The organism is Collimonas sp., assembly GCF_039923675.1.
Lineage (GTDB): Bacteria > Pseudomonadota > Gammaproteobacteria > Burkholderiales > Burkholderiaceae_D > Collimonas.
The window spans coordinates 118,275-140,048 of record NZ_JBDTCG010000090.1 but is presented as its reverse complement, the minus strand read 5'-3'; the positions used below and the strand labels follow the sequence as shown (position 1 = coordinate 140,048).

Sequence of the window (21,774 nt, the reverse complement as noted above, 5' to 3'; positions counted from 1 at the left end):
AAGCGAAGCAGACATTAGTTAATCACAAGCGCAACTCAACACAGGAGACAAGTATGAAACTGAGTCAAATAATAAAATCGGTATTCGCAACCACTGCATTGCTGTCCAGCGCCGCGGCAGTTCACGCGGCTGAAGTTGAAGTACTCCATTACTGGACTTCCGGCGGCGAAGCCAAATCTGTCGCCGAATTGAAGAAGATCATGGAAGCCAAAGGCGTGACCTGGAAGGACTTCGCGGTCGCCGGCGGCGCCGGTGAAAATGCAACGACCGCCCTGAAAGCCCGCGTGATCGCAGGCAGCCCTCCGACAGCGGCCCAGATCAAGGGCCCATCGATCCAGGAATGGGGCCAGGAAGGCGTGCTGGCAAATATCGATGCCGCGGCTACTCCAGGCAAATGGGACTCGCTGCTGCCTAAGGTGGTTTCCAACACCATGAAGTACCAGGGCCACTATGTTGCGGCGCCGGTCAACGTCCACCGCGTCAACTGGCTGTGGATCAACCCGGAAGTCTTGAAGAAATCCGGCGCAAAAGCACCGACCACCTGGCCGGAATTCTTTGACGCTGCAGACAAGATGCAAAAAGCCGGCTTCATTGCGATTGCCCATGGCGGCCAGCCTTGGCAAGATGCCACCGTGTTTGAAACTGTCGCCCTGGGCGTCGGCGGCGCCGACTTCTATAACAAGGCGCTGGTCAAGCTCGATCCTGCCACCCTGACCGGCCCGACCATGATCAAGACCTTCGATACACTGGGCAAGATCAAGGGCTACATCGACAAGAACGCCGCCGGCCGCGACTGGAACCTGGCGACTGCGATGGTCATCAACGGCAAGGCCGGCATGCAGTTCATGGGCGACTGGGCCAAGGGCGAATTCACTGCGGCAGGCAAGACACCAGGCAAGGATTTCCTCTGCGTTCCAGCACCTGGCACTGCCAATTCCTACACCTACAACATCGACTCGATCGCCATGTTCAAGGTAAAAGACCCGGAAACCCAAAAAGCCCAGCTGACCTTGGCAACCGCCATCATGAGCCCTGAATTCCAAGAGATCTTCAACTTGAACAAGGGTTCGATCCCGGTCCGGTCCGACGTCTCCCGCGCCAAGTTCGACAGCTGCGCCATCAAATCGATGGATGACATGGCTGCCTCCAACAAGGCCGGCACGCTGGAGCCAAGCATGGCGCATGGCATGGCAGTCAATTCCGCCGTACAAGGCGCGATCCTCGACGTGGTTTCCAAGTTCATGAACTCCAACATGACCTCGCAAGCCGCAGTCCAGGCGCTGGCAAAAGCAGCAAAGACGCAATAAGCCGTTTTTTATTGTTTAATTAGAGTAAATGAGAACAGGGGCCGAAGCGAGTCGCATCGATTTCGGCCCCCGCCATGTCCGGTAGTGCCCGCCACTGCCGTACATGGCTCTGATCCTGCTTCAGGAGACTTGCATGTCCGATCACACCCTCCCTTATACAGCAGCCGCTGTCGGGAGTCCAAGCCACACCCCCAAGCAGCAAGGGCGGATTGCGGCAATCGCCGATGCCTGGCTACCACGCCTGGTATTGTCACCTACTATCATCCTGTCACTGGTCTTCGTGTACGGCTTCATCGCGGTTACCGCGTGGCTGTCGCTGACCAATTCGCGGCTGCTGCCGAATTATGAAATTTCCGGTTTCAATCAATATGTCGCGCTGTTCGGCCTGGACCGCTGGTGGGTAGCTGCGGCCAACCTGGGCATTTTCGGCGGCCTGTTCATTCTTTTTTGCCTGGCCATCGGCCTCACCATGGCGATCTTGCTGGACCAGAAAATCCGGGCTGAAGGCGCGTTGCGCGCAGTCTACCTGTATCCGATGGCGCTCTCGTTCATCGTCACCGGTGCGGCCTGGAAGTGGATCCTGAATCCAGGCCTGGGCCTGGAAAAAATGATGCACGACTGGGGTTTCGCCAATTTTCATTTCGACTGGCTGGTGAACTCCGATTTCTCCATCTATACCGTGGTGATCGCCGGCGTCTGGCAATCATCGGGCTTTGTGATGGCGCTGTTCCTGGCCGGCCTGCGCGGCATCGACGACAGTATCATCAAGGCTGCCATGGTAGATGGCGCCAGCTTGCCGACCATCTATCGCCGCATCGTCATCCCGGCGCTGCGTCCGGTATTCTTCAGCGTATTGCTGGTGCTGGCGCACATCGCGATCAAGAGTTTCGACTTGGTGATGGCGCTGACCGCAGGCGGTCCGGGCACATCTTCCGACCTGCCGGCAATTTTCATGTATCAATTTTCTTTCTCACGCGGTCAACTTGGCTTGGGTGCGGCATCGGCAATGATGATGCTGGCTACCGTACTGGCAGTGCTGGTGCCGATGATGTATCTGGAAACCAAAGGAGCGCAGCGTGACAAAGGCCACTGACAACACAAGTAATTCCATCTATCACGAAGGCAGCAAGCTGACCGCCGGCCGCGTGCTGATCTACACACTGCTGGTGCTATGCGCGCTGTACTACCTGGCGCCGCTGTACGTGATGCTGAGCACCTCGGTGAAAACGCTGGACGAAATCCGTACCGGCAACCTGCTGTCGCTGCCGATGTCGCCTACCGGCGCCGCCTGGAGCAAAGCCTGGAGCAGTGCCTGTACCGGCGTCGATTGCAACGGCCTGCAGCCGTTTTTCTGGAACTCGATCAAGATGGCGGTGCCGGCGGTGCTGATTTCGACCCTGATCGGTTCGCTCAACGGCTACGTGCTGGCGCACTGGCGTTTCCGTGGCTCCGAAATCCTGTTCACGGCGCTGATGGTCGGCTGTTTCATTCCATTTCAGGTCGTGATCTTGCCGATGGCGCGTTTGCTGGGCCTGGCAGGCATGGCCAACACCACGCCGGGGCTGGTATTCGTCCACGTGGTCTACGGCATCGCCTTTACGACTCTGTTCTTCCGCAACTACTACGTCACTGTGCCGGAAGAACTGGTCAAGGCAGCCCGTATCGATGGTGCAGGTTTCTTCATGACCTATCGCAAAATTATTTTCCCGCTGTCGCTGCCGATTTTCATGGTCTGCTTCATCTGGCAGTTCACGCAGATCTGGAACGACTTCCTGTTCGGCGTGGTGTTCGGCGGTTCCGACGCCAAGCCTGTGACGGTAGCCTTGAACAACCTGGTGAATACGTCTACCGGCGTCACCGAGTACAACGTCAACATGGCGGCGGCCATCATCGCCGCGCTGCCGACCTTGGTGGTGTACCTACTGGCAGGGAAATACTTTGTGCGCGGCCTGACTGCCGGTGCGGTCAAGGGTTAAATCGAAGCGACAGGCCGCTAATGGTTAATGCACGCAACAGCATTGCAATCGCGGCCCCGCAATGAATAAAATTAAGGAATGAGTTAAAGATGGCAAGCTTATCAATTCGCAATGTGCGCAAGGTTTACCCGAACGGCAACGAAGTCCTGAAGGGCATCGATCTCGAAATCGAAGACGGCCAGTTCCTGATCCTGGTCGGCGGCTCCGGCTGCGGCAAGTCCACCCTGCTGAACATGATCGCCGGACTGGAGACAGTCTCCGAAGGCCAGATCATGATCGGCGACCGCTGCGTCAACGATGTGCCGCCTAAAGAGCGCGACATCGCCATGGTGTTCCAATCCTACGCACTATATCCAACCATGACCGTGCGCGAGAATATCTCGTTCGGCCTGGGCATCCGCAAGGTGCCTAAAGCCGAACAGAAGCAGATCGTCGAACGGGTCGCCAATACGCTGCAGATCACCCATCTGCTGGACCGCAAGCCGGCCCTGTTGTCCGGCGGCCAGCGCCAGCGCGTCGCCATGGGCCGCGCGATTGCGCGCGATCCGTCGCTGTTCCTGTTCGATGAACCGCTGTCCAACCTCGACGCGAAGCTGCGAGTCGAGATGCGCGCTGAAATCAAGCTGCTGCATCAACGCCTGGGCGCGACCATCGTCTATGTGACGCATGACCAGATTGAAGCGATGACCCTCGGCGACCGTATCGCTGTGATGAAGGACGGCGTGGTGCAACAGTTCGGCAGCCCGCAGGAAATCTACGACAATCCAAGCAACCTGTTCGTGGCAGGTTTCATCGGCTCGCCGTCGATGAATTTCATGCGCGGCAACCTGGTCGCGAATGGCCACGGCCCCGCTTTCGAGCTGACGCATGCCGGCCAGAAGACCCTGCTGCCGCTGGCTCCTGCACAAACCCAACGGCCGGAACTCGCTGGCTGGATCGGCAAGGAAGTCATCCTCGGCGTTCGTCCGGAACACATTACGGATGCGCAAAGCGCCCGCACCTCGGAAGCCAGCGACGCGGATGGCAACTATCATCCGACCGAAGTCGGCTGCACGGTCGAGCTGACCGAACCAACCGGCCCGGATACCCTGGTGTTCACCACCTTCAATGACGCCCGCGTAACCTGCCGTACCCACCCACGCGCGGCAGCCAAGCCGAAGGACGAAATGCAACTGGCGTTCGATCTGTCGAAAGCGGTGTTGTTTGACGCCCAGACAGAAGAACGGATCAGCTAAGATTCAGGGTAAGTCTGCTTAAGTCAAATCTGATTATTAAAAAAGTAAGACGTTCATGGCGTGGTCATCGGTGGCATAAGCCGATAAATTGCGTAGAATGGCAGAAAGGCATTTCCGATTAACAGTCTCTGCTTTTCTACGCTGCCATGAACCAACTCGAACAACTCAAGCAATTCACCACCATCGTTGCCGATACCGGTGATTTCCAGTCGATCAAGGCGTTTGCGCCGCGCGACGCCACCACCAATCCCTCGCTGATCCTGAAAGCGGTGCAGAAGCCGGAATACCAGCCTCTGCTGGCGCAGGCGGTGAAAGACCATGGCCAGTTGTCGACCAAGGAAATCATCGATCACCTGCTGGTCACCTTCGGCCAGGAAATCCTCAAAATCATTCCGGGCCGGGTTTCCACCGAAACCGATGCACGCCTGTCGTTCAATACCCAGGGCACGATCGACAAGGGCCATGCGCTGATCAAACTGTACGAAGCGGCCGGCATCGACCGCGACCGAGTCCTAATCAAGATCGCGTCGACTTGGGAGGGCATCCGCGCCGCCGAAGTGCTGCAAAAAGCCGGCGTCCATTGCAACCTGACCCTATTGTTTTCGATGCCGCAGGCGATCGCTTGCGCCGAAGCCAAGGTGCAGCTGATTTCACCGTTTGTCGGCCGCATCTACGACTGGTACAAAAAATCCAGCGGCCACGATTACAGCGGCGCCGACGATCCTGGCGTCATTTCGGTCAAGCAGATCTACAGCTATTTCCGCAAGTTCGGCTACGCCACCGAAGTGATGGGCGCCAGCTTCCGCAACACCTCGCAAATCACCGAACTGGCCGGCTGCGACCTGCTGACCATCAGCCCTGATCTGCTGCAGGCGCTGGCGGAAAGCGACGCCCCGGTCAGCCGCAAGCTCAGCCCGGAAGCCTCACAGCAGAGCGACGTGAAAAAGATCGACCTGGATGAAACCATCTTCCGCACCATGCTGAATGACGATGCGATGGCGACCGAAAAACTGGCGGAAGGCATACGCCAGTTCAGCGCCGATGCGGTCAAGCTTGAGAAGATGGTAGACGCATTGCGCTGACGCTCGCAGATAACCCGATATCCCGCGAAGAAATGCCGCGGGCAAAAAAATGGCCTCACATCGAGGCCATTTTCAATTCGCTACTTGAACACTACCGTCTTGTGCCCATTAAGCAGAATCCTGTGCTCGATAAACCATTTCACCGCCCGCGCCAGCACCACGCATTCGACATCGCGCCCGATGGCAGTCAACGTCTCCGGCTCCATCGCATGGTCCACCCGTGCCACATCCTGCTCGATGATCGGACCTTCATCCAGATCACCGGTGACGAAATGGGCGGTGGCGCCGATCAGCTTGACGCCGCGGTCGTGCGCCTGATAGTAAGGCTTGGCGCCTTTGAAACTCGGCAGGAAAGAATGATGGATATTGATCGCGCGTCCGGTCAAGGCGGTGCACATGGCTGGCGACAGGATTTGCATGTAACGCGCCAGCACCACCAGATCGATATTGTTGGCTTCGACGATTTCCATCACGCGCGCTTCCTGCGCCCGCTTGGCTTCTGCCGAAGCGCCGGCCGCCAAAGGCAGATGGTGGAAAGGGATGTTGTAGCTGGCTGCAAGCTGATAAAAATCCGTGTGATTCGAAACGATGGCGGTAATTTCGACCGGTAGCAAGCCGCTCTTGTAGCGGAACAGCAGGTCGTTCAGGCAATGGCCGATCTTCGACACCATCAGCATCATGCGAGGCTTCTTGCAGGCATCGTGCAATTGCCAGTTCATCTGCATGGTGCCGGCCAGGGCCGAGAATTCTGCCCGCAAGGCGTCGTCGGCAATCGCCGCATCTTCCGACGAAAAATGCACGCGCATGAAAAACAGTTTGGACTCGGCATCGCCGAACTGGGCTGAATCGATGATATTGCAACCGTGATCGGCCAGAAAACCCGAGACGCGATGGACGATGCCGCGCTGGTCGAGGCAAGACAAGGTAAGAATGTATTCTGGATGGCTCATGGTATTGGCGAGTGCAGACAATGGTGGGGCTTTGGCGGATTGCCAAAACCGCTATTGTCGCATGCCTGCATACGCAAGACAAAAAACCGGGGGCGACTAACCCCGCCCTGACTGACATATGCAAAAGCAGCCATCCAGCCGAGATGATCGACCGGAACGGCTGCAAATGTTATCCGTCCGACTACTAGCCGACAGCGGTTTGAAGCAGGTTACAGCTTCAGACTACGGCAGTCGCTGCGGCGCTGCTTGTCACGCTGCTTGCAGGAGTGGCTGCCGGCTTGCTGCTGGAAGTTGTGCCGACCTGGACTTCGCCAGTCAGTTGGCCGCCTTCTTCGATGACAACCTTGCCATAGCGGATTTTGCCGGAAACCTTGCCGGTCGAATAAATCACCAGCTTTTCGCGGACAGTCAGGTCGCCGTCGAATTCGCCGTAGATTTCTGCCAGGTCGATTTCAGCGGAGCCTTTGAAAGCGCCTTTTTCAGCGATATGGATCACGCGCGAATTCATGGTCGCTTCAACCCGGCCTTCAACCACCAGAGTGTCGCAATCGGTAATCTCGACGCCTTTGAGTTTGATATTCGGGCCGACAATCAGTTTGCTGCCGATTTCATTTGTGCTGGACGACGAGTGGTTGACTGGAGTGCTCACAGGATTGCTAGCCTTTGGGATGTTGGAAGTACTGCCGGAAGTGAGGTTGCTGCTGGCGCTGAACGGTGAATTCGGTGTTGGTGTTTCTCGCTTGCCGCCGAAAAACGTGTCTGATTTAAGCATGTGATCTCCTGAATGGTGTTGCGTGCAATAGTGCGGCCAGCGCGCTGATGCGATATGAAAATGACCGGAAGAGACAAAGGTCTCCAGCTTTCGAGAGACGCCCTCCGGAAAAGTTCATGCCTAAAATCATTAAATTGTAACCGCAGCCAAACTCTCACTCTAACAGCAATAAACCTCGGTTAGACTTCGATTAGCAACAATTCTTGCTTGATGAATAATCAATTACAAATATAACGCTAATAAAGTTAGGGAGAAACCAAGAATGAGCAATGCTACTGCACCGTCGTCCGATTTTGCCGCAACGCCTCCTCCAACGCAGCCCACGATAGAAGCATTTACCTTCACCGGCCGCGGCAGCGAATATTTCCGCATATGGATAGTGAATATTCTTTTATCCATCGTTACCCTCGGCATCTACTCGGCATGGGCCAAAGTGCGCCGCACCCGGTATTTCTATGACAACACCAGCGTCGCCGGCAGCAGTTTCGAATACCACGGCAACCCGATCGCGATCCTGAAAGGACGCATCATCGCGGCGGTCCTGATCGGCGGCTACCAAGTCGCCATCAGGACCAATCCGAAAATCGGCTTGCTGGTCCTGATACCCCTGATGGCTGCAATGCCATGGCTGATCTGGCGAAGCTATCAGTTCAAGTTATACAATTCCAGCTATCGCGGCATCCGTTTCGGCTTCAAAGGCAGCGCCGGCCAATCCTATTTCAACTACCTGCTGCTGCCGCTATTGTCAGCCTTTTCCCTTGGCCTGCTCTTGCCTTTCGCACATCAGCGCACAAAAAAATACCTGCATAGCGAAAGCAAATTCGGCGCAACACATTTTTCCTTTGACGCCAGCGTCGGTGCTTTCTACAAGATTTACCTGATCTGCTTCGTGATCGGCGTGCTGGGCTTCATCGGCATCGGCGTTCTGTTCGGCAGCAGCCTGCTGGCGCTCGGCGCAGCTGGCAAACACGCTGGTCCGGCGGCCTTCGGCGGCACCTTCTTCATGATCATACTGGCCATGTACGCCTGGATGTTCCTGATCATTCCGCTGGGCCTGACCATGGTTCAGAACCTCATCTGGAGCAACACCAAGCTAGGCGAGCACCACTTCCAGAGCAACCTGAAGTGGACCACGGTATTTTTCATCATGATCACCAACTTGATTGCCATCGTTTGCACATTGGGCTTGTTCACGCCGTTTGCGCAGATTCGCGCACTCAAATACCGGCTCGAATCGGTCACCTTGCTGGCAGCCGGCTCACTGGATCACTTCATTGCCGATGCAGAACCGCATGGTTCCGCCGCCGGCGAAGGCATGTCGGATTTGCTGGATTTTGATTTATCGCTATAAAGCTGCCGGGCTCCAATGCAAAATCAGCAACCCAAGGTGGTGCGGGCGTTTTACTTTGATGGCAAGACGTCCCGCAGGCATGGCGTCGAACTGAGGGTAGAAGCCGGCATCGCCAGTATTTCCGGCGACATCGAGCGGCAAGCGCCTCTTGACGAATTGCGCGTGTCGGACCGGAGTTCAAGCGCTTCGCGCAAGGTCACCTTTGCCGACGGCGCCTACCTTGAAATCATCGACCTCGAGGCCTTTGCCGAACTGCTGGCGCACACCGGTTATGCCGATTCGCTGGTAGTCCGCCTGCAACAAAGCTGGCGCGCCGTGCTGCAAGCGACCGCCGCGCTAATCGCGATTCTGGCGCTGGGCTATGTTTATCTGTTGCCGGCGGCCTCGGGCTGGATTGCCAACGCGCTGCCGGAAGCGGTGGAGCGCCAGATCGGCGGCAGCACGCTGGATTTTCTCGACAACCGCGTCTTCAGCCCGACCACCCTGCCGCAAGCGCAGCAAGATGCCCTTGACAGCAGTTTCCGTGTGCTGACCCCGCCGCGCCAGGGCGCGCCCGAATTCAAGATCGTTTTCCGGAAAAGCAAGATCGGTCCGAATGCGTTCGCCCTGCCCTCTGGCGAAATCGTGGTCACCGACGAACTGGTCAGGCTGCTGGACGATGACGACGCCATGATGGGCGTGCTGGCGCATGAACTCGGCCATCTGCACCAGCGCCACATGATGCGGCGGCTGATCCAGGTGTCTGCGGTGGGCGTCACCACCACGCTGTTGTTCGGCGATGTCTCGGGATTGGTGGCCAGCATTCCGCCCGTGATACTCGATCTCAAGTATTCGCGCGATATCGAAAGGGAGGCGGATGACTACGCCATCGCGATGTTCAAGGCGAACGGCATCAGTCTCGCCAAACTGGCGCGCACCTTTGAAAAGCTCGATAGCCAGCCGGCGGCCTTCTCGCCTTATCTGTCAAGCCACCCGCCCGGCAAAGAACGGATTGCCCGCATCCTCAAGGCCCAAACGGAATAAGGCCGGGACGGCACGGATGACAGATGCGTTACAATCTTGGAATTAGTTTCAGTAATCAAGACAAAATGCGCCAATACCTCGATCTCATGCGTCATGTGCAACAACATGGCGCCGTCAAAACCGACCGCACCGGCACCGGCACACGCTCTGTGTTCGGCTACCAGATGCGCTTCGACCTGCAAGACGGTTTCCCCTTGCTGACCACCAAGAAGCTGCATCTGCGCTCGATCATCCATGAACTGATCTGGTTCCTGAACGGCTCGACCAATATCCAGTACTTAAAAGACAACGATGTCAAGATCTGGGATGAATGGGCAGACAGCGACGGCAACCTGGGACCGATCTATGGCTACCAGTGGCGCTCATGGCCGACGCCAAGCGGCGGACACATCGACCAGATCACGCAGCTGATCGAGCAGATCAAGAATAATCCGGATTCACGCCGGCTGATCGTCTCGGCCTGGAACGTGGCCGATATCCCGCAGATGAAACTGCCGCCCTGCCACGCTTTCTTCCAGTTTTATGTGGCCGACGGCAAGCTCTCTTGCCAGCTGTATCAGCGCAGCGCCGACATTTTCCTCGGCGTGCCCTTCAACATCGCTTCCTACGCCTTGCTGACGCAAATGATGGCGCAGCAATGCGGCCTCGAAGCGGGCGACTTCATCTGGACCGGCGGCGATTGCCACCTGTATTCCAACCATGCGGAACAAGTCGAACTGCAATTGTCGCGTACCCCCGGCCCGCTGCCCAAGCTGACCATCACGCGCCATCCGGCGTCGATTTTCGATTATCGTTTCGAGGATTTTGAAATCAGCGATTACCATCCGCAGGCACACATCAAGGCGCCGGTGGCGGTGTAATAGCCGTGTCCCGGCCCGGCCGCTAGTTATGTGCGGCGCCGAGCTCTTCTTTGGGCTGGCTGGCCTGTACGTCCTGCCAGCCGCCGCCCAGCGCTTTATAAAGCGACACCGTCGCCTTCAGCCGCTTCAGCTTGATCTGCCCCAATTCGTTTTGCACTTCCGACAGGGAGCGCTGGGTATCCAGCACCGTCATCAAATCCTCGGCGCCGACCCGATAGCGGATTTCGGACAGTTCGAAAGCAAAGCGCGCCTGTTTCATTTCCGTCACTTTCAATTTGCGCTGTTCATCCAGACTACTGATCTGCCCTAGTGCGGTATCGACTTCCGACAACGCAGAAATCACGGTCGAACGATAGATCTGCACCAGTTCCTGTTTCTGGGCAATCGCAAGATCGCGCTGACTGTTGAGCAAGCCGGCATCAAAAATCGGCGCCACCAGTCCGGCGCCAAAATTAGCCAGCATGTTAGGTCCGTTAAACAACGACAGCAACGCATTGCTCTGACCGCCAGCCGAGCCGGTCAGGCGGATACTGGGAAACAGCGCGGCGCGTGCCGCGGCGACATTGGCGTTGGCTGCCGCCAGTTGGGCTTCCGCATGACGGATATCCGGGCGGCGCGATAGCAGTTCCGACGGCAAGCCGGGAGTGACTTGCGGCAGCAGGATCTTGGCCAGGCCGGGTTCGTTGACGGTAAATGTCTGCGGCGGCCGTCCCAGCAGGATCGCCAACGCGGTCTGCGCCTCGCGCTCTTGCTGCTTCAGATCGGGAATCACCGCCTGCTGTCCGGCCACCGCCGAGCGCTGCCGCGCCAGATCCAGCGGCGACGCCGCGCCGGCGCGGCTTTGCGCTGCCACCAGCTTCAGCACCCGATCAGCGTTATCGACGTTTTGCTGCGCAATCTCGATCCGGTCGCGCAACGACAATACTTGCAGATAAGTCGAGACAATACCGCTGGTAACTGTCAGGGCCACCGTTTCACGGTCATAGCGATTGGCTTGCAATGACGCTTCCGCGGCAACCAGGCCGGCTCTGTTCTTGCCCCAGAAATCGACTTCATAACCAATTTCCAGCAAACCGCTGGTGGAAGTGACGGCGCTGCCGCTGGAGGCCAATGGCAAGGCGCGATTGACGCTGGTGGAGAAGTCCACATTCGGCAACAAAGGCGCGCCGGCAATCCGCGCCTGCGCCTCGGCCTGGCGCACGCGCGATACCGCCGCAGCGATTTCCAGGTTGCTGGCTTGCCCTTGCGCCACCAGCTGGCTCAGTTCTTCGCTGCCGAAACGCTGCCACCAGCCGCTATCCGGCCAGTCCTGCTCGCCGGTGTTGGCCGACAAATCCCAGCTCTGTGGAATTTCGACGCTGGGAGTGGCTTCCCGCATCTCGATCCGATTGGCGCAGGCGGACAACAACAGCAATAGCACGGCGCTCGAGCAAGCCGTAGCGACTGCGCGCAAGCGCCGGATAATGTTGTGATGCATGGCGGTTGCCATCAATGCCCCTTGGCTGCAGCAGCGGCAGAAGACGAGGCTGCGGAAGCGCTGGCTGCAGCTGCAGTTGTGCCGTTTTTTGCAGGAACGGCACTGGCTGCCACCACCACCTGCTCGCCCGGCTGCAGTCCCGACAAGACTTGCGCCATTTGCTGGTTGCGGATACCGATTTTTATCTGCCGCGGCGTCACTTTCTGATTGGCGCCGGCGACGTTGACCACATAGCTGCCATCGGACTGCGGCTGCCCCAGCAATGCCACCGGCAGCAACACGGCGTCTTGCGCCTGCGCCAGCACAAAACGTACCTGGGTGCTCATGCCGCTCATCAGTTCCTGTTGCGGATTATCGACTTCGAACAAGACATTATAAAAAGTCTGTTTGCCCTGTTCACCCGAACCGTCGGCAGGCACCGGCACCACTTGCCGCAACTTGCCGCTCCAGCGTTTTCCGGGATAACCGGGCGTCGTGAAATAGGCGGTCATGCCTTTGCGCAGCAGCGGCACGTCGATTTCCGCCACCCGCGCCTGCACCGTCAAACGGCTCAGGTCGGCGATCCGCACCAGCGGCGCAGTCGGCTGGCCGGCGTTCACCATCTGCCCGGTACGCGCGCCCACCGCCACCACCGTGCCGCTGATCGGCGCCAGCACCTCGGTATGGCTGCGCGTCACATCATCGTTTTTTACGGTCGCCTCGATCTGACGGATCTGGGCGTTGATCGCCTCCACCTTGGCCGCCGCCGAATACATGCTCATGCGGCTGGACTCGAAGGATTCCTCGCGCGTCGCATTTTCCGCTTTCAGCTGGGTCTGCCGCTTGTATTGCAATTCGGCGAAATCCTGCTGCGCGCGCTGGTCCGACAGCTCCGCCTGCAACCTTGCCAGCTGGGCGCGATTGCTCTCGATCTGCGCCGACGGCAAGGTCGGCGTGATCTCGACCACCATCTTGCCCGACTTGACGTCGTCGCCCACCATCACCAGCACATCCTTGATCTGGCCCGAAACCTGCGCCATCACATCGCTGTACTTATGCAGCTGCAGCTTGCCGTTGGCGAACACCGCCTGCTCGATATCGCCGCTCCGCACCGCTTCCGTCTGCAGCCGCACCGGCGCCGGCTCGGGCGCCGGCGGCGGCCGCTGCAAGAGTCCTTTCCACAGCACGAAGCCTGCGCCGATCGCAATCAGTGCAGCCAGGATAACGATCAGCCAACGCCGGCTGGTGTGCCCGAAAGCACTAGGCGCGACGGACTTGTCGGTCGATTCAACGGTCATTGGTGCAAATTCAGAGTTAGTCGGGTTCAGGTCAAATATGTTGGAGCAATGGTGCATGCATCCGGCCTAAGCCGGCTCGGTCTGTGCTCCCCCCAGGGTTGCGGCAGGCGCTTCCTCTTCACCCGCTTCTTCGCCCAGGAAACCACCACTCTGGTGCGCCCACAAACGTGCATACAAACCACCTTGCTCCAGCAAGCTGCGATGATCGCCCTGCTCAACGATACGGCCCTTATCGAGTACGATCAAACGGTCCATCGCGGCAATGGTTGACAAGCGATGGGCAATCGCCACCACGGTCTTGCCTTCCATCAACCGGTACAAGCTGGCCTGGATCGCCGCTTCGACTTCTGAATCGAGCGCGCTGGTAGCTTCGTCCAGCAACAGGATAGGTGCGTCTTTCAACATCACGCGGGCAATCGCAATCCGCTGGCGCTGGCCGCCGGAAAGCTTGACGCCGCGTTCGCCGACGTGAGCATCGTAGCCGGTACGGCCCTTGGGGTCGGTCAGCGTCAGGATGAATTCATGCGCTTCGGCCCGTTGCGCCGCCGCCAGCATGTCGGCATCGGTAGCGTCGGGACGACCGTACAGCAGGTTGTCGCGCACCGAACGATGCAGCAGCGATGTGTCTTGCGTCACCATGCCGACCTGCGCCCGCAAGCTATCCTGCGTGACGTGCGAAATATCCTGGCCGTCGATCAGAATACGACCCTGTTCGACATCGTAGAAACGCAGCAGCAAATTGACGATGGTCGATTTACCGGCGCCGGAACGGCCTACCAGGCCGATCTTTTCGCCCGGACGGATATGCAAGGACATGTGGTCGATCACCGGCCGCTGACCGCCATAGGCAAAGCCGACCTGCTCGAAATCAAGCTTGCCCTGGCTGACTTTCAACGGCTTGGCGTCAGCCTGGTCCAGCACCGCGTGCGGGCGGGACAAGGTGTTGATGCCGTCCTGCACCGTGCCGACCTGCTCGAACAAAGAAGCAAACTCCCACATCACCCAATGCGAAATACCGTTCAGGCGCAAGGCCATGGCGGTCGCCGCAGCAACCGCACCGATGCCGATCTGACCCTGGGTCCACAGCCACAGCGCAGCGCCGGCCGTACTCAGGATCAGCAGCATGCTCAGGGTGTGATTGACGATTTCAAAACTGGTCACCAGACGCATCTGTCCGTGCACCGTTTGCAAGAATTCCTGCATCGCCGAACGGGCGTAGCCGGCTTCACGGCCGGCATGCGAGAACAGCTTGACCGTGGCGATATTGGTATAGGCATCGGTGATGCGGCCAGTCATCAGCGAGCGCGCATCGGCCTGGGTCTTGGCGACCTTGCTCAAGCGTGGCACGAAATAGCGCAATGCCAGGGTATACAGCGCCAACCAGCCCAGGAACGGCACCAGCATCCAGCCGCTGAAGCTGCCCACCACCGCCACCATGGTAAAGAAGTAAATCACCACGAACACCAGGATGTCGCACAGGATCATGCAGACGTCGCGCACGGCCAGCGAAGTCTGCATGACTTTGGTGGCGACCCGGCCGGCAAATTCGTCCTGATAGAAATGCATGCTTTGGTTCAGCATCAGGCGATGGAATTTCCAGCGGAGCAGCATCGGAAAATTACCCGCCAGCGCCTGCTGCTTGAACATGCTCTGCAGGGCGACGACGATCGGGCTGGCCAGCAATACAGCCGCCAGCAACAGCAGATTGGTGCTTTCGTGCGTCCACAGGGTCGACGGTTCGGCCTTGCCGAGCCAATCGACGATGCGCCCCATCATGGCAAACAGTAAAGCTTCGAACGCGCCGGTGACGGCAGTCAGCAAGGTCATGGCGATGATGTACGGGCGCAAGCCCTTGGTGCAGGCCCAGACAAACGCAAAAAATCCGCGCGGCGGCGGCGTCATGACCGTATCCGGATAAGGATGCAACAGTCTTTCAAACCAACCAAACATGGAAATGCTCCCAGAATAGGCAGGGTAAAAAATACCCAAGCCTCACAGTATATTGTAAATTTAACAGGCGCTTACGGCGGCCTATAGAAGAAAGAACGGGTATTGGACTGGCGCAGCGTAACCGGCCAGGCCAGGCCAGGCGACGCCGCCTGCCCCATTATCGTCTCAACGTCGTTCCTGACCGGGTCATTCCCGTGAACGCGGGAATCCGTGGTGGAGGCGCAGAGCCTTGGATCAGAATGGATCCCCGCGTTAGCGGGGACGACAACACTGGTATTTGTACGTGTTTTTTTACAGGACTCGCCCAAGAAAATCCGGCACGGCCTTAAAAAATACGCTTGGCCGGCGCTGGCGGAGTCCATTGGTATAGCCAGGTCTCGCTTAAGGGCTGGCCATCGGCCGCCAGGTATACCCGCACGTCGATCGGCTCGACGCTGTCGTCGGTCGGCTTGAGGTCAAACATGATGCGATAACCATGAATTGCATCCAGCGGACGCGCCGAACCGATCTCGATTTTACCACGGGAGGCGCTGATCATCGGCTGCACCTTGGCGTCCTTGCCCAGCAAAGCCAGATCGCCGCCGGCAAAATCGATCGCAAAGCGGCGCGAGTAATAGGCGCGTTTCTGGCCGATGATGCCACCCATGCCGGTGCGGGTCGCCACCACTTGCGCCAGCGGCGAAGAGAACGGCATCTTGCTGCCCCAATGCAGGCGATAGGCAAACAAGCGCTCTTGCCCGGCCTGCGGCTTTTCGGCCGGATTCCAGAACGCCACGATATTATCGAAGGTCTCATCCGCGGTAGGGATTTCCACCAGTTGCACGGCGCCCTTGCCCCAGCCCGATTTAGGCTCCACCCACAGACTCGGGCGGCGGTCGTAAAACACGCCGTCATCCTGATAGTGATCGAAATTGCGATCCCGCTGCAGCAAACCGAAGCCGCGCGGATTTTCGTCTTGATAAGCGTTGAAGCGCAGATGCTCGGGATTGGTCAGCGGCCGCCAGATCCATTCGCCGTTACCACGCTGCAGCGACAAGCCGTCGGAGTCATGAATCTCCGGACGCCAGTCATCGCTGGCGCCGATGCGGCGGTCGTTCTCACCGTACTGGAACATGCTGGTCAGCGGCGCAATCCCCATCCGCTCGATGGTCTTGCGCGGATACAGCGCGACATCGACATCCATCACCATGGTGGCCGAGGGCTGGATTTCAAAGCGGTAGGCGCCAGAGACGCTAGGCGAGTCAAGCAAGGCATAGACCACCAGCTTGCCCGAATCCTTGGCCGGACGTTCCAGCCAGTAATGGGTAAACATCGGGAACTCTTCCGGCTTGTCCATGCCGCAGTCAATCGCCAGGCCACGCGCCGACAAACCATACTGCCATTCGGCGCCAACCGCGCGGAAATAACTGGCGCCCAGAAACGCCGTGATATCGCGCTCCAGATCGGTATGAAAATTGACACGGAAACCGGCAAAGCCAAGATCCTTCGGCATGTGCTCAGCCTTCAGGCCGCTCTTGCCATAGTTGAACATCGCTGGATCGTAGGCCAGCTCTTGCGCCATGCCATTCTTCAATTCGTAGATCTGCACCGGGCTCTTGAAGAACAGGCCGAGATGGAAAAATTTGACCTGGAAGCGCAACTGGTCCTTGCCCCACAAGGCGTGATCTTCACGATAGCCGATGGCTTGGTATTGATCCCAGTCGAGCGCCTTGACCGCGTCCGGGATATGGTTCTCCGGCGGCGTGTAAGGCTGGCCGGCGAGCTGCCGGGCATGGCCTTTGAGCCAGGCGTAATCAAACGCTTGCGGCGCGCCGAGAAATTTCAGCTGGCCGGGCGCGCTTGCCGCCGCCAGCAATGAAGTGGCCGGGAAACCGGCGGCAGCAAGTGCCGCCGACGCTTTCAGAAAATCACGTCGTAACATGGTGCTCCTTGTTTGAAGATACTAGGTGCTTGCTGACGTCATTCCCGCGAACGCGGGAATCCAAGTTACTGCGTAAAATGGATCCCCGCGTTCGCGGGGATGACTGCATTTTTTGGTAACGATTTTTAGTAGTGCTAAGCGGCTTGCCAGCGCCGATTGGCCGACGCCGAATTCCAGATTTCGAAATGCAGCCGGGACAAGGTCAGAGGGTCATCCAGCAAGGCATTTTTCTGCCGCGGCGTCAGGCTGTCGGGGCCGCCTTTCAACGCGCTGTCGAGCAGCGCCGCACGCCGCGCCAGGGTTGCTGCCGGCACCGCCGGACGCGCAGTCACCGCCGCGCACAGCAAGGCATTCATGACCGGATCGACCACTGCATCGTTGAAACTCGCCAGCACTTTGCCGTTGTCGTTATATACCGTGGTTGCCGCCAGTTCAGGCGGCAAATCGACTTCCTCCGGGATCACGAAAAATCGCCCGCGGCGAAAACCGCGGCCGAGCGTGACGCGGCTGGAAAATACCGACAAGGGAATCGACAACATCAGCGAACCGACGATCGGCAACAGCCACCACAGAAAGCCCGGCTCCAGCCAGTACACGCCGCCACCCCAGATCAAACCGAGCAACGTATGGCTGCCATGCCGGCGGCAGGCTTCGCCCCAGCTGGTTTCGGCATCGTCGCGCGGCGGCGATTTCCAGCTGATGGTCCAGCCCAGGAATGCACCAACCACGAAGCGCGTATGGAACAGCATGCGCACCGGCGCCAGCAGCATCGAGAACAGCAGTTCCATGATCATGCTCAAGGTCAGGCGCAAGGCGCCGCCGAATTCGCGGGCGCCCTTGGTCCAGATCAGCACTACGCTCAGCACTTTCGGCAGGAACAGCAAGGTAGCGGTGGCGCTGAACAAGGCCAATGCCCGCTCCGGATGCCATTCCGGCCACACCGGGAACAACTGCCCCGGCGTCACGAAATATTCCGGCGCCACCAGCGTGTGCACCGCCAGCAATACGGTCGACAGCAGCAGCGACAAGAACCACAATGGCGCCGATAGATAAGCCATGACGCCAGTCACGAACACCGCGCGGTGTACCGCATGCATGCCGCGCGCCAGGAACAGGCGGAAGTTCATCAAGTTACCCTGACACCAGCGGCGGTCGCGCTTCAGCTCATCCAGCAGATTCGGCGGCATTTCTTCGTAGCTCCCGGCCAGATCATAGGCAATCCACACGCCCCAGCCGGCGCGCCGCATCAGCGCCGCTTCGACAAAGTCATGCGACAGGATCTCGCCTGCCAAAGCGCCCTCGCCCGGCAACGGCGCCAAAGCACAATGTTCCATGAACGGCTGCAAACGGATGATGGCGTTGTGCCCCCAGTAATGCGATTCGCCCAGCTGCCAATAGTGCAGGCCGGCGGTAAATAACGGGCCGTAAACGCGTGTAGAGAATTGCTGGATGCGCGCATACAACGTATCGCGGCCGGCGGCGCGCGGCGCGGTCTGGACGATGCCGGCCGTCGGATTGGCTTCCATCAAACGCACCAGCGTGGTCAGGCAGGTACCGCTCATCACGCTGTCGGCGTCAAGCACGATCATGTAGCTGTAGTTGGCGCCCCAGCGACGGCAGAAATCGTCGATGTTGCCGCTCTTGCGCTTGACGCGACGCCGGCGATGGCGGTAAAAGATGCGGCCGAAACCGCCCACCGTCTGGCACAGGCTGGCCCACGCATCCAGCTCGGCGCTGCAGATATCGCTGTCGCCACTATCGCTCAGCACGAAAAAATCGAAGCGATCCAGTTCGCCGCTGGCGGCTACCGATTCGTAAGTCGCGCGCAGACCGGCGAACACCCGGGTCACGTCTTCATTACAGATCGGCATCACGATCGCCGTCCTGGCGCTGGCCGGGATCGGACCCGGCGCCGCCTCTTCGCGTGAAATCACATAGCGGTCGCTACCGCGCATCAATACCAGGAAGCCGGCCATGGCCGTCCAGAAACCCGCGGACACCCAGCAAAACAACAGCGCAAACAAGCCCAGCGTCACCAGTTCCAGCGGCTTGTCGCCGTGGTATGGCAGGACTGCGCTCATGAAATACGTCGCCATCGCGGTCTGCGCCAGCATCAGCATCAGCAGCACGATGCGGCGCAGATTGCCGCGCGACTTGCTGATGTGCTGATCCTGGCTGTCCGCTTCAGCCACCGGCAATGGTTCCGGCTGCGGCAGCGCGGTCGAGCGTGCGGCCTTTTTATAGCGGCGCTGCTTGGCCCGTGGCCGCAGGTCGAATTTGCTGTTGGCGGTTTCGATCCAGCGCACCAGCGGATTCAAGGTTCCCCAGGGATGGGCGACGATAGGCGTACGGTGCAAAGGCGGTGCAATCTCGATACGCGAGCGGCCCGCAGCGTCGGTACTGATCCCGGGCAGCGGCTGCTCCGTCGACGAGACATCGGCGAACGCCAGTTGCAAACGTGCGGCTACCGAAGCATAGGCCGGATTGTCTTGCGCCAGCGCAGCGTTGCCGCCGGCATGGCTATCGGCAGTCAGGGCATGGTGCAAGGCCGTCAGCGACGTATCGCCGGCAGCGCTCAATTGCACAGACAACGCTGCGCGGCGCTCCGCCGAAAGCGGCAGGCGGTCGAGGTAGCGCTCACTGGTTTCAGGCATCATATCGGGTAAATCCAGCACATCGGTTGCGCTAGTCACGGACATCGGCTGACGGTCTAGTTGGGCGGTAATATGTAGCTCCAGGTTTCTGATAAGGTGGTGCTGCCGCCGCGCAAGAAGCCGCGCAGCTCGACAGGTTTGTTGTCTTCGTTACGGCGCACCCGCACCGACATGCGCCAACCGCCGGTGACGTCATTGCGCTCCACCTTGGTATCCAGCACCTTGCCGTTATCGTCGGCGCTGACCACGCCTTCCGGCTGCACCTTGTCAGACAGTTTCTTGAATACCGGGCCTTCAAAGTCCACCACCAGGCCGATACTGTTGTCATCGGTCTTTTTCAGCACGCCGAGACCGCGCCGGGTCTGTGTAACCCACGATAAAGGCGGCCGCTTTTCAGCATCCTTCTGCCATGACAAAGTGTATTCCAGATTGAAGGGCTGGCCTACCTTCGGCGGCGTTTCCGGGACCCAGAAGGCGACGATATTGTCGTTGGTCTCGTCCGGCGTCGGAATCTGCACCAGTTCTACCCGGCCGTTACCCCAGTTGCCCTTGGGCTGGACCCAGGCGCTTGGCCTCTTTTCATAGTGCGCATCCAGATCCTGGTAGCTGGCAAAATCGCGGTCGCGCTGCATCAGGCCGAAACCGGCAGGATTGCTCAACGAATAAGAAGTCACCAGCAGGCGCTTCGGATTGACCAGCGGCCGCCAGATCCATTCACCAGTGCCGGAGGCGACCGACAAACCGTCGGAATCATGCACTTCGGGACGGTAGTCATCGACCTGCGAACGTTGATTATCGCCATGCAGAAACATGCTGGTCAGCGGCGCCAGGCCTAGTTTGCTGACATTTTCACGCAGGTACAACTGGGCCTTGACATCGACCGTCGTATCGACGCCCGGCTTCAGCACGAAGCGATAAGCGCCGGTGACGCGGCGCGAATTGAGCAGCGCATAAATGGTCAGCTCTTTGTCGCTGGCCTTGGGCCGCTCGATCCAGAATTCGGTGAAGCGCGGAAACTCTTCGCCTGAACTGAGTCCGGTATCGATCGCCAGGCCTCTGGCCGACTGGCCGTAGGTCTGATCCTTGCCCAGCCCGCGGAAATAGCTGGCGCCGAGAAACGACATAACCTCGTCCTTGTATTTAGTCGTATTCAGCGGGAAATGCACGCGGAAGCCGGCGAAGCCGAGCGCACGCATTTTTTTAGGATCGACCTTGTTTGCGCCATAGTCGAAATCATTAGGATCAAAGCGGATTTCACGCACGCTCTGGCCATTGATTTCGCTGATCTTCACCGGCTGGTCGAAGGCATAGCCTTCATGAAAGAAGGCCAGTTCGAACGGCAATTTCTGGCTACGCCAGGTAGATTTTTCCGGACGGAAACGTATGTCCTTGTATTGCTCGTAATCGAGATTGCTGATTTCCTTCGGCAAACTGCCTTCTGGCTTGCTGAATGAACTGGCGGCCAGATCTTTTGCCTGCTTGGCAACGTTATTAAAATCGAAGGCGAATGCGTTGCCGCTGAGACATGGCAGCAACAATGCTGCGGCAAACGGCAGAACGGCGATACGCGTCCGCGCTAGAACGGAAATACGCGAGTGCGTCCGCTGAGACAAATTTAAATGCATTGGATTCCCATCTGACACTGCTTAGATTGACTTGTCCGAGAACGCCATCCAGGCGCCATCGAGAGCAAGCGGTAGTCTAGCAGTGTTCCATCATTTTTTATATCCATCGAGCAATGAGCTAGCTATGACGCACTCGTATCTGCGCCAGCAGCCATAAAACATGCACATTGAATGGCAGAAACTTGCCAAGTTGGCAGCAGAATGCTGCCATCATGCGCCGTAGCGGCAAAAACCTCTTAGCCCAGCTTAGCTTACGTTAACAGGCCATGGCTTTTAAGAGCAAGCATAGACGACAAAGTTCCGTTACAGACTTT

At 58.6% G+C, this 21,774-nt stretch carries 16 protein-coding genes; 8 read left to right on the top strand and 8 right to left on the bottom strand.

The window, feature by feature from the left end:
- Positions 1-53 precede the first annotated feature (53 nt).
- The 5 genes from ABI171_RS20050 to tal all read left to right on the top strand — a co-directional run bounded on the left by ABI171_RS20050 (position 54) and on the right by tal (position 5,600).
- Positions 54-1,307, top strand: a complete 1,254-nt coding sequence (locus tag ABI171_RS20050; protein WP_348094301.1) for an ABC transporter substrate-binding protein — start codon at positions 54-56, stop codon at positions 1,305-1,307.
- Between the two features lie 133 nt (positions 1,308-1,440).
- On the top strand, positions 1,441-2,400 hold the full coding sequence (locus tag ABI171_RS20045; RefSeq protein WP_348094300.1) for a sugar ABC transporter permease: 960 nt from the start codon (positions 1,441-1,443) through the stop codon (positions 2,398-2,400).
- A 37-nt stretch (positions 2,401-2,437) separates the two neighbouring features.
- The gene (locus ABI171_RS20040; RefSeq protein WP_348094312.1) at positions 2,438-3,283 is read left to right on the top strand and encodes a carbohydrate ABC transporter permease; all 846 of its coding nucleotides are present in this window, start codon (positions 2,438-2,440) and stop codon (positions 3,281-3,283) included.
- 89 nt (positions 3,284-3,372) lie between these two features.
- Positions 3,373-4,518 carry a sn-glycerol-3-phosphate ABC transporter ATP-binding protein UgpC gene (gene ugpC, locus ABI171_RS20035; protein WP_348094299.1) on the top strand — a complete coding sequence of 382 codons (1,146 nt, stop codon included), beginning with the start codon at positions 3,373-3,375 and terminating at the stop codon, positions 4,516-4,518.
- 146 nt (positions 4,519-4,664) lie between these two features.
- Entirely contained in the window at positions 4,665-5,600 is a 936-nt protein-coding gene (gene tal / locus ABI171_RS20030; protein WP_348094298.1) for a transaldolase, read from the top strand.
- Positions 5,601-5,680: 80 nt separating this feature from the next.
- Here tal and purU read toward each other — a convergent pair whose 3' ends face one another.
- Both purU and ABI171_RS20020 read right to left on the bottom strand, forming a co-directional pair.
- Positions 5,681-6,550 (bottom strand): formyltetrahydrofolate deformylase, encoded by an 870-nt coding sequence (gene purU, locus ABI171_RS20025; RefSeq protein WP_348094297.1) that lies wholly within the window; start codon positions 6,548-6,550, stop codon positions 5,681-5,683.
- Between the two features lie 217 nt (positions 6,551-6,767).
- On the bottom strand, positions 6,768-7,322 hold the full coding sequence (locus ABI171_RS20020) for a polymer-forming cytoskeletal protein (RefSeq protein WP_348094296.1): 555 nt from the start codon (positions 7,320-7,322) through the stop codon (positions 6,768-6,770).
- Positions 7,323-7,584: 262 nt separating this feature from the next.
- On the opposite strand from ABI171_RS20020, the gene ABI171_RS20015 reads away from it, so the two are divergent.
- From ABI171_RS20015 to ABI171_RS20005, 3 genes are all read left to right on the top strand, one after another.
- The gene (locus ABI171_RS20015) at positions 7,585-8,673 is read left to right on the top strand and encodes a YjgN family protein (RefSeq protein WP_348094295.1); all 1,089 of its coding nucleotides are present in this window, start codon (positions 7,585-7,587) and stop codon (positions 8,671-8,673) included.
- A gap of 15 nt (positions 8,674-8,688) precedes the next feature.
- A complete protein-coding gene (locus tag ABI171_RS20010) occupies positions 8,689-9,696 on the top strand; it encodes a M48 family metallopeptidase (protein ID WP_348094294.1) in 1,008 nt (335 codons plus the stop codon).
- Positions 9,697-9,761: 65 nt separating this feature from the next.
- The gene (locus ABI171_RS20005; protein ID WP_348094293.1) at positions 9,762-10,556 is read left to right on the top strand and encodes a thymidylate synthase; all 795 of its coding nucleotides are present in this window, start codon (positions 9,762-9,764) and stop codon (positions 10,554-10,556) included.
- Positions 10,557-10,578: 22 nt separating this feature from the next.
- Here the strand turns inward: ABI171_RS20005 and ABI171_RS20000 are convergent, their stop codons facing one another.
- The 6 genes from ABI171_RS20000 to ABI171_RS19975 all read right to left on the bottom strand — a co-directional run bounded on the left by ABI171_RS20000 (position 10,579) and on the right by ABI171_RS19975 (position 21,460).
- A complete protein-coding gene (locus ABI171_RS20000; protein ID WP_348094292.1) occupies positions 10,579-12,033 on the bottom strand; it encodes an efflux transporter outer membrane subunit in 1,455 nt (484 codons plus the stop codon).
- An 11-nt stretch (positions 12,034-12,044) separates the two neighbouring features.
- Positions 12,045-13,310, bottom strand: a complete 1,266-nt coding sequence (locus ABI171_RS19995) for an efflux RND transporter periplasmic adaptor subunit (protein WP_348094291.1) — start codon at positions 13,308-13,310, stop codon at positions 12,045-12,047.
- A gap of 66 nt (positions 13,311-13,376) precedes the next feature.
- The gene (locus tag ABI171_RS19990; RefSeq protein WP_348094290.1) at positions 13,377-15,260 is read right to left on the bottom strand and encodes an ABC transporter ATP-binding protein; all 1,884 of its coding nucleotides are present in this window, start codon (positions 15,258-15,260) and stop codon (positions 13,377-13,379) included.
- A gap of 325 nt (positions 15,261-15,585) precedes the next feature.
- Positions 15,586-17,181, bottom strand: coding sequence for a glucan biosynthesis protein D (locus ABI171_RS19985; RefSeq protein ID WP_348094289.1), 1,596 nt, complete (start codon positions 17,179-17,181; stop codon positions 15,586-15,588).
- 134 nt (positions 17,182-17,315) lie between these two features.
- Positions 17,316-19,919 carry a glucans biosynthesis glucosyltransferase MdoH gene (mdoH, locus tag ABI171_RS19980; protein ID WP_348094311.1) on the bottom strand — a complete coding sequence of 868 codons (2,604 nt, stop codon included), beginning with the start codon at positions 19,917-19,919 and terminating at the stop codon, positions 17,316-17,318.
- Complete coding sequence (locus ABI171_RS19975) at positions 19,892-21,460, bottom strand: glucan biosynthesis protein G (RefSeq protein ID WP_348094288.1); 1,569 nt, start codon at positions 21,458-21,460, stop codon at positions 19,892-19,894. The genes mdoH and ABI171_RS19975 overlap by 28 nt, the downstream gene beginning before the upstream one ends.
- Between the last annotated feature and the right edge of the window lie 314 nt (positions 21,461-21,774).

Bases quoted from the DNA above. Each gene is read 5' to 3' on its own strand.
- ABI171_RS20045 (WP_348094300.1), top strand. From the start codon at position 1,441: ATGTCCGATCACACCCTCCCTTATACAGCAGCCGCTGTCGGGAGTCCA.
- ABI171_RS20015 (WP_348094295.1), top strand. From the start codon at position 7,585: ATGAGCAATGCTACTGCACCGTCGTCCGATTTTGCCGCAACGCCTCCT.
- ABI171_RS19990 (WP_348094290.1), bottom strand. From the start codon at position 15,260: ATGTTTGGTTGGTTTGAAAGACTGTTGCATCCTTATCCGGATACGGTC.
- ABI171_RS19995 (WP_348094291.1), bottom strand. From the start codon at position 13,310: ATGACCGTTGAATCGACCGACAAGTCCGTCGCGCCTAGTGCTTTCGGG.
- ugpC (WP_348094299.1), top strand. From the start codon at position 3,373: ATGGCAAGCTTATCAATTCGCAATGTGCGCAAGGTTTACCCGAACGGC.
- ABI171_RS20000 (WP_348094292.1), bottom strand. From the start codon at position 12,033: ATGCATCACAACATTATCCGGCGCTTGCGCGCAGTCGCTACGGCTTGC.
- tal (WP_348094298.1), top strand. From the start codon at position 4,665: ATGAACCAACTCGAACAACTCAAGCAATTCACCACCATCGTTGCCGAT.
- ABI171_RS19975 (WP_348094288.1), bottom strand. From the start codon at position 21,460: ATGCATTTAAATTTGTCTCAGCGGACGCACTCGCGTATTTCCGTTCTA.
- purU (WP_348094297.1), bottom strand. From the start codon at position 6,550: ATGAGCCATCCAGAATACATTCTTACCTTGTCTTGCCTCGACCAGCGC.
- ABI171_RS20005 (WP_348094293.1), top strand. From the start codon at position 9,762: ATGCGCCAATACCTCGATCTCATGCGTCATGTGCAACAACATGGCGCC.
- ABI171_RS20050 (WP_348094301.1), top strand. From the start codon at position 54: ATGAAACTGAGTCAAATAATAAAATCGGTATTCGCAACCACTGCATTG.
- ABI171_RS20010 (WP_348094294.1), top strand. From the start codon at position 8,689: ATGCAAAATCAGCAACCCAAGGTGGTGCGGGCGTTTTACTTTGATGGC.
- ABI171_RS20020 (WP_348094296.1), bottom strand. From the start codon at position 7,322: ATGCTTAAATCAGACACGTTTTTCGGCGGCAAGCGAGAAACACCAACA.
- ABI171_RS19985 (WP_348094289.1), bottom strand. From the start codon at position 17,181: ATGTTACGACGTGATTTTCTGAAAGCGTCGGCGGCACTTGCTGCCGCC.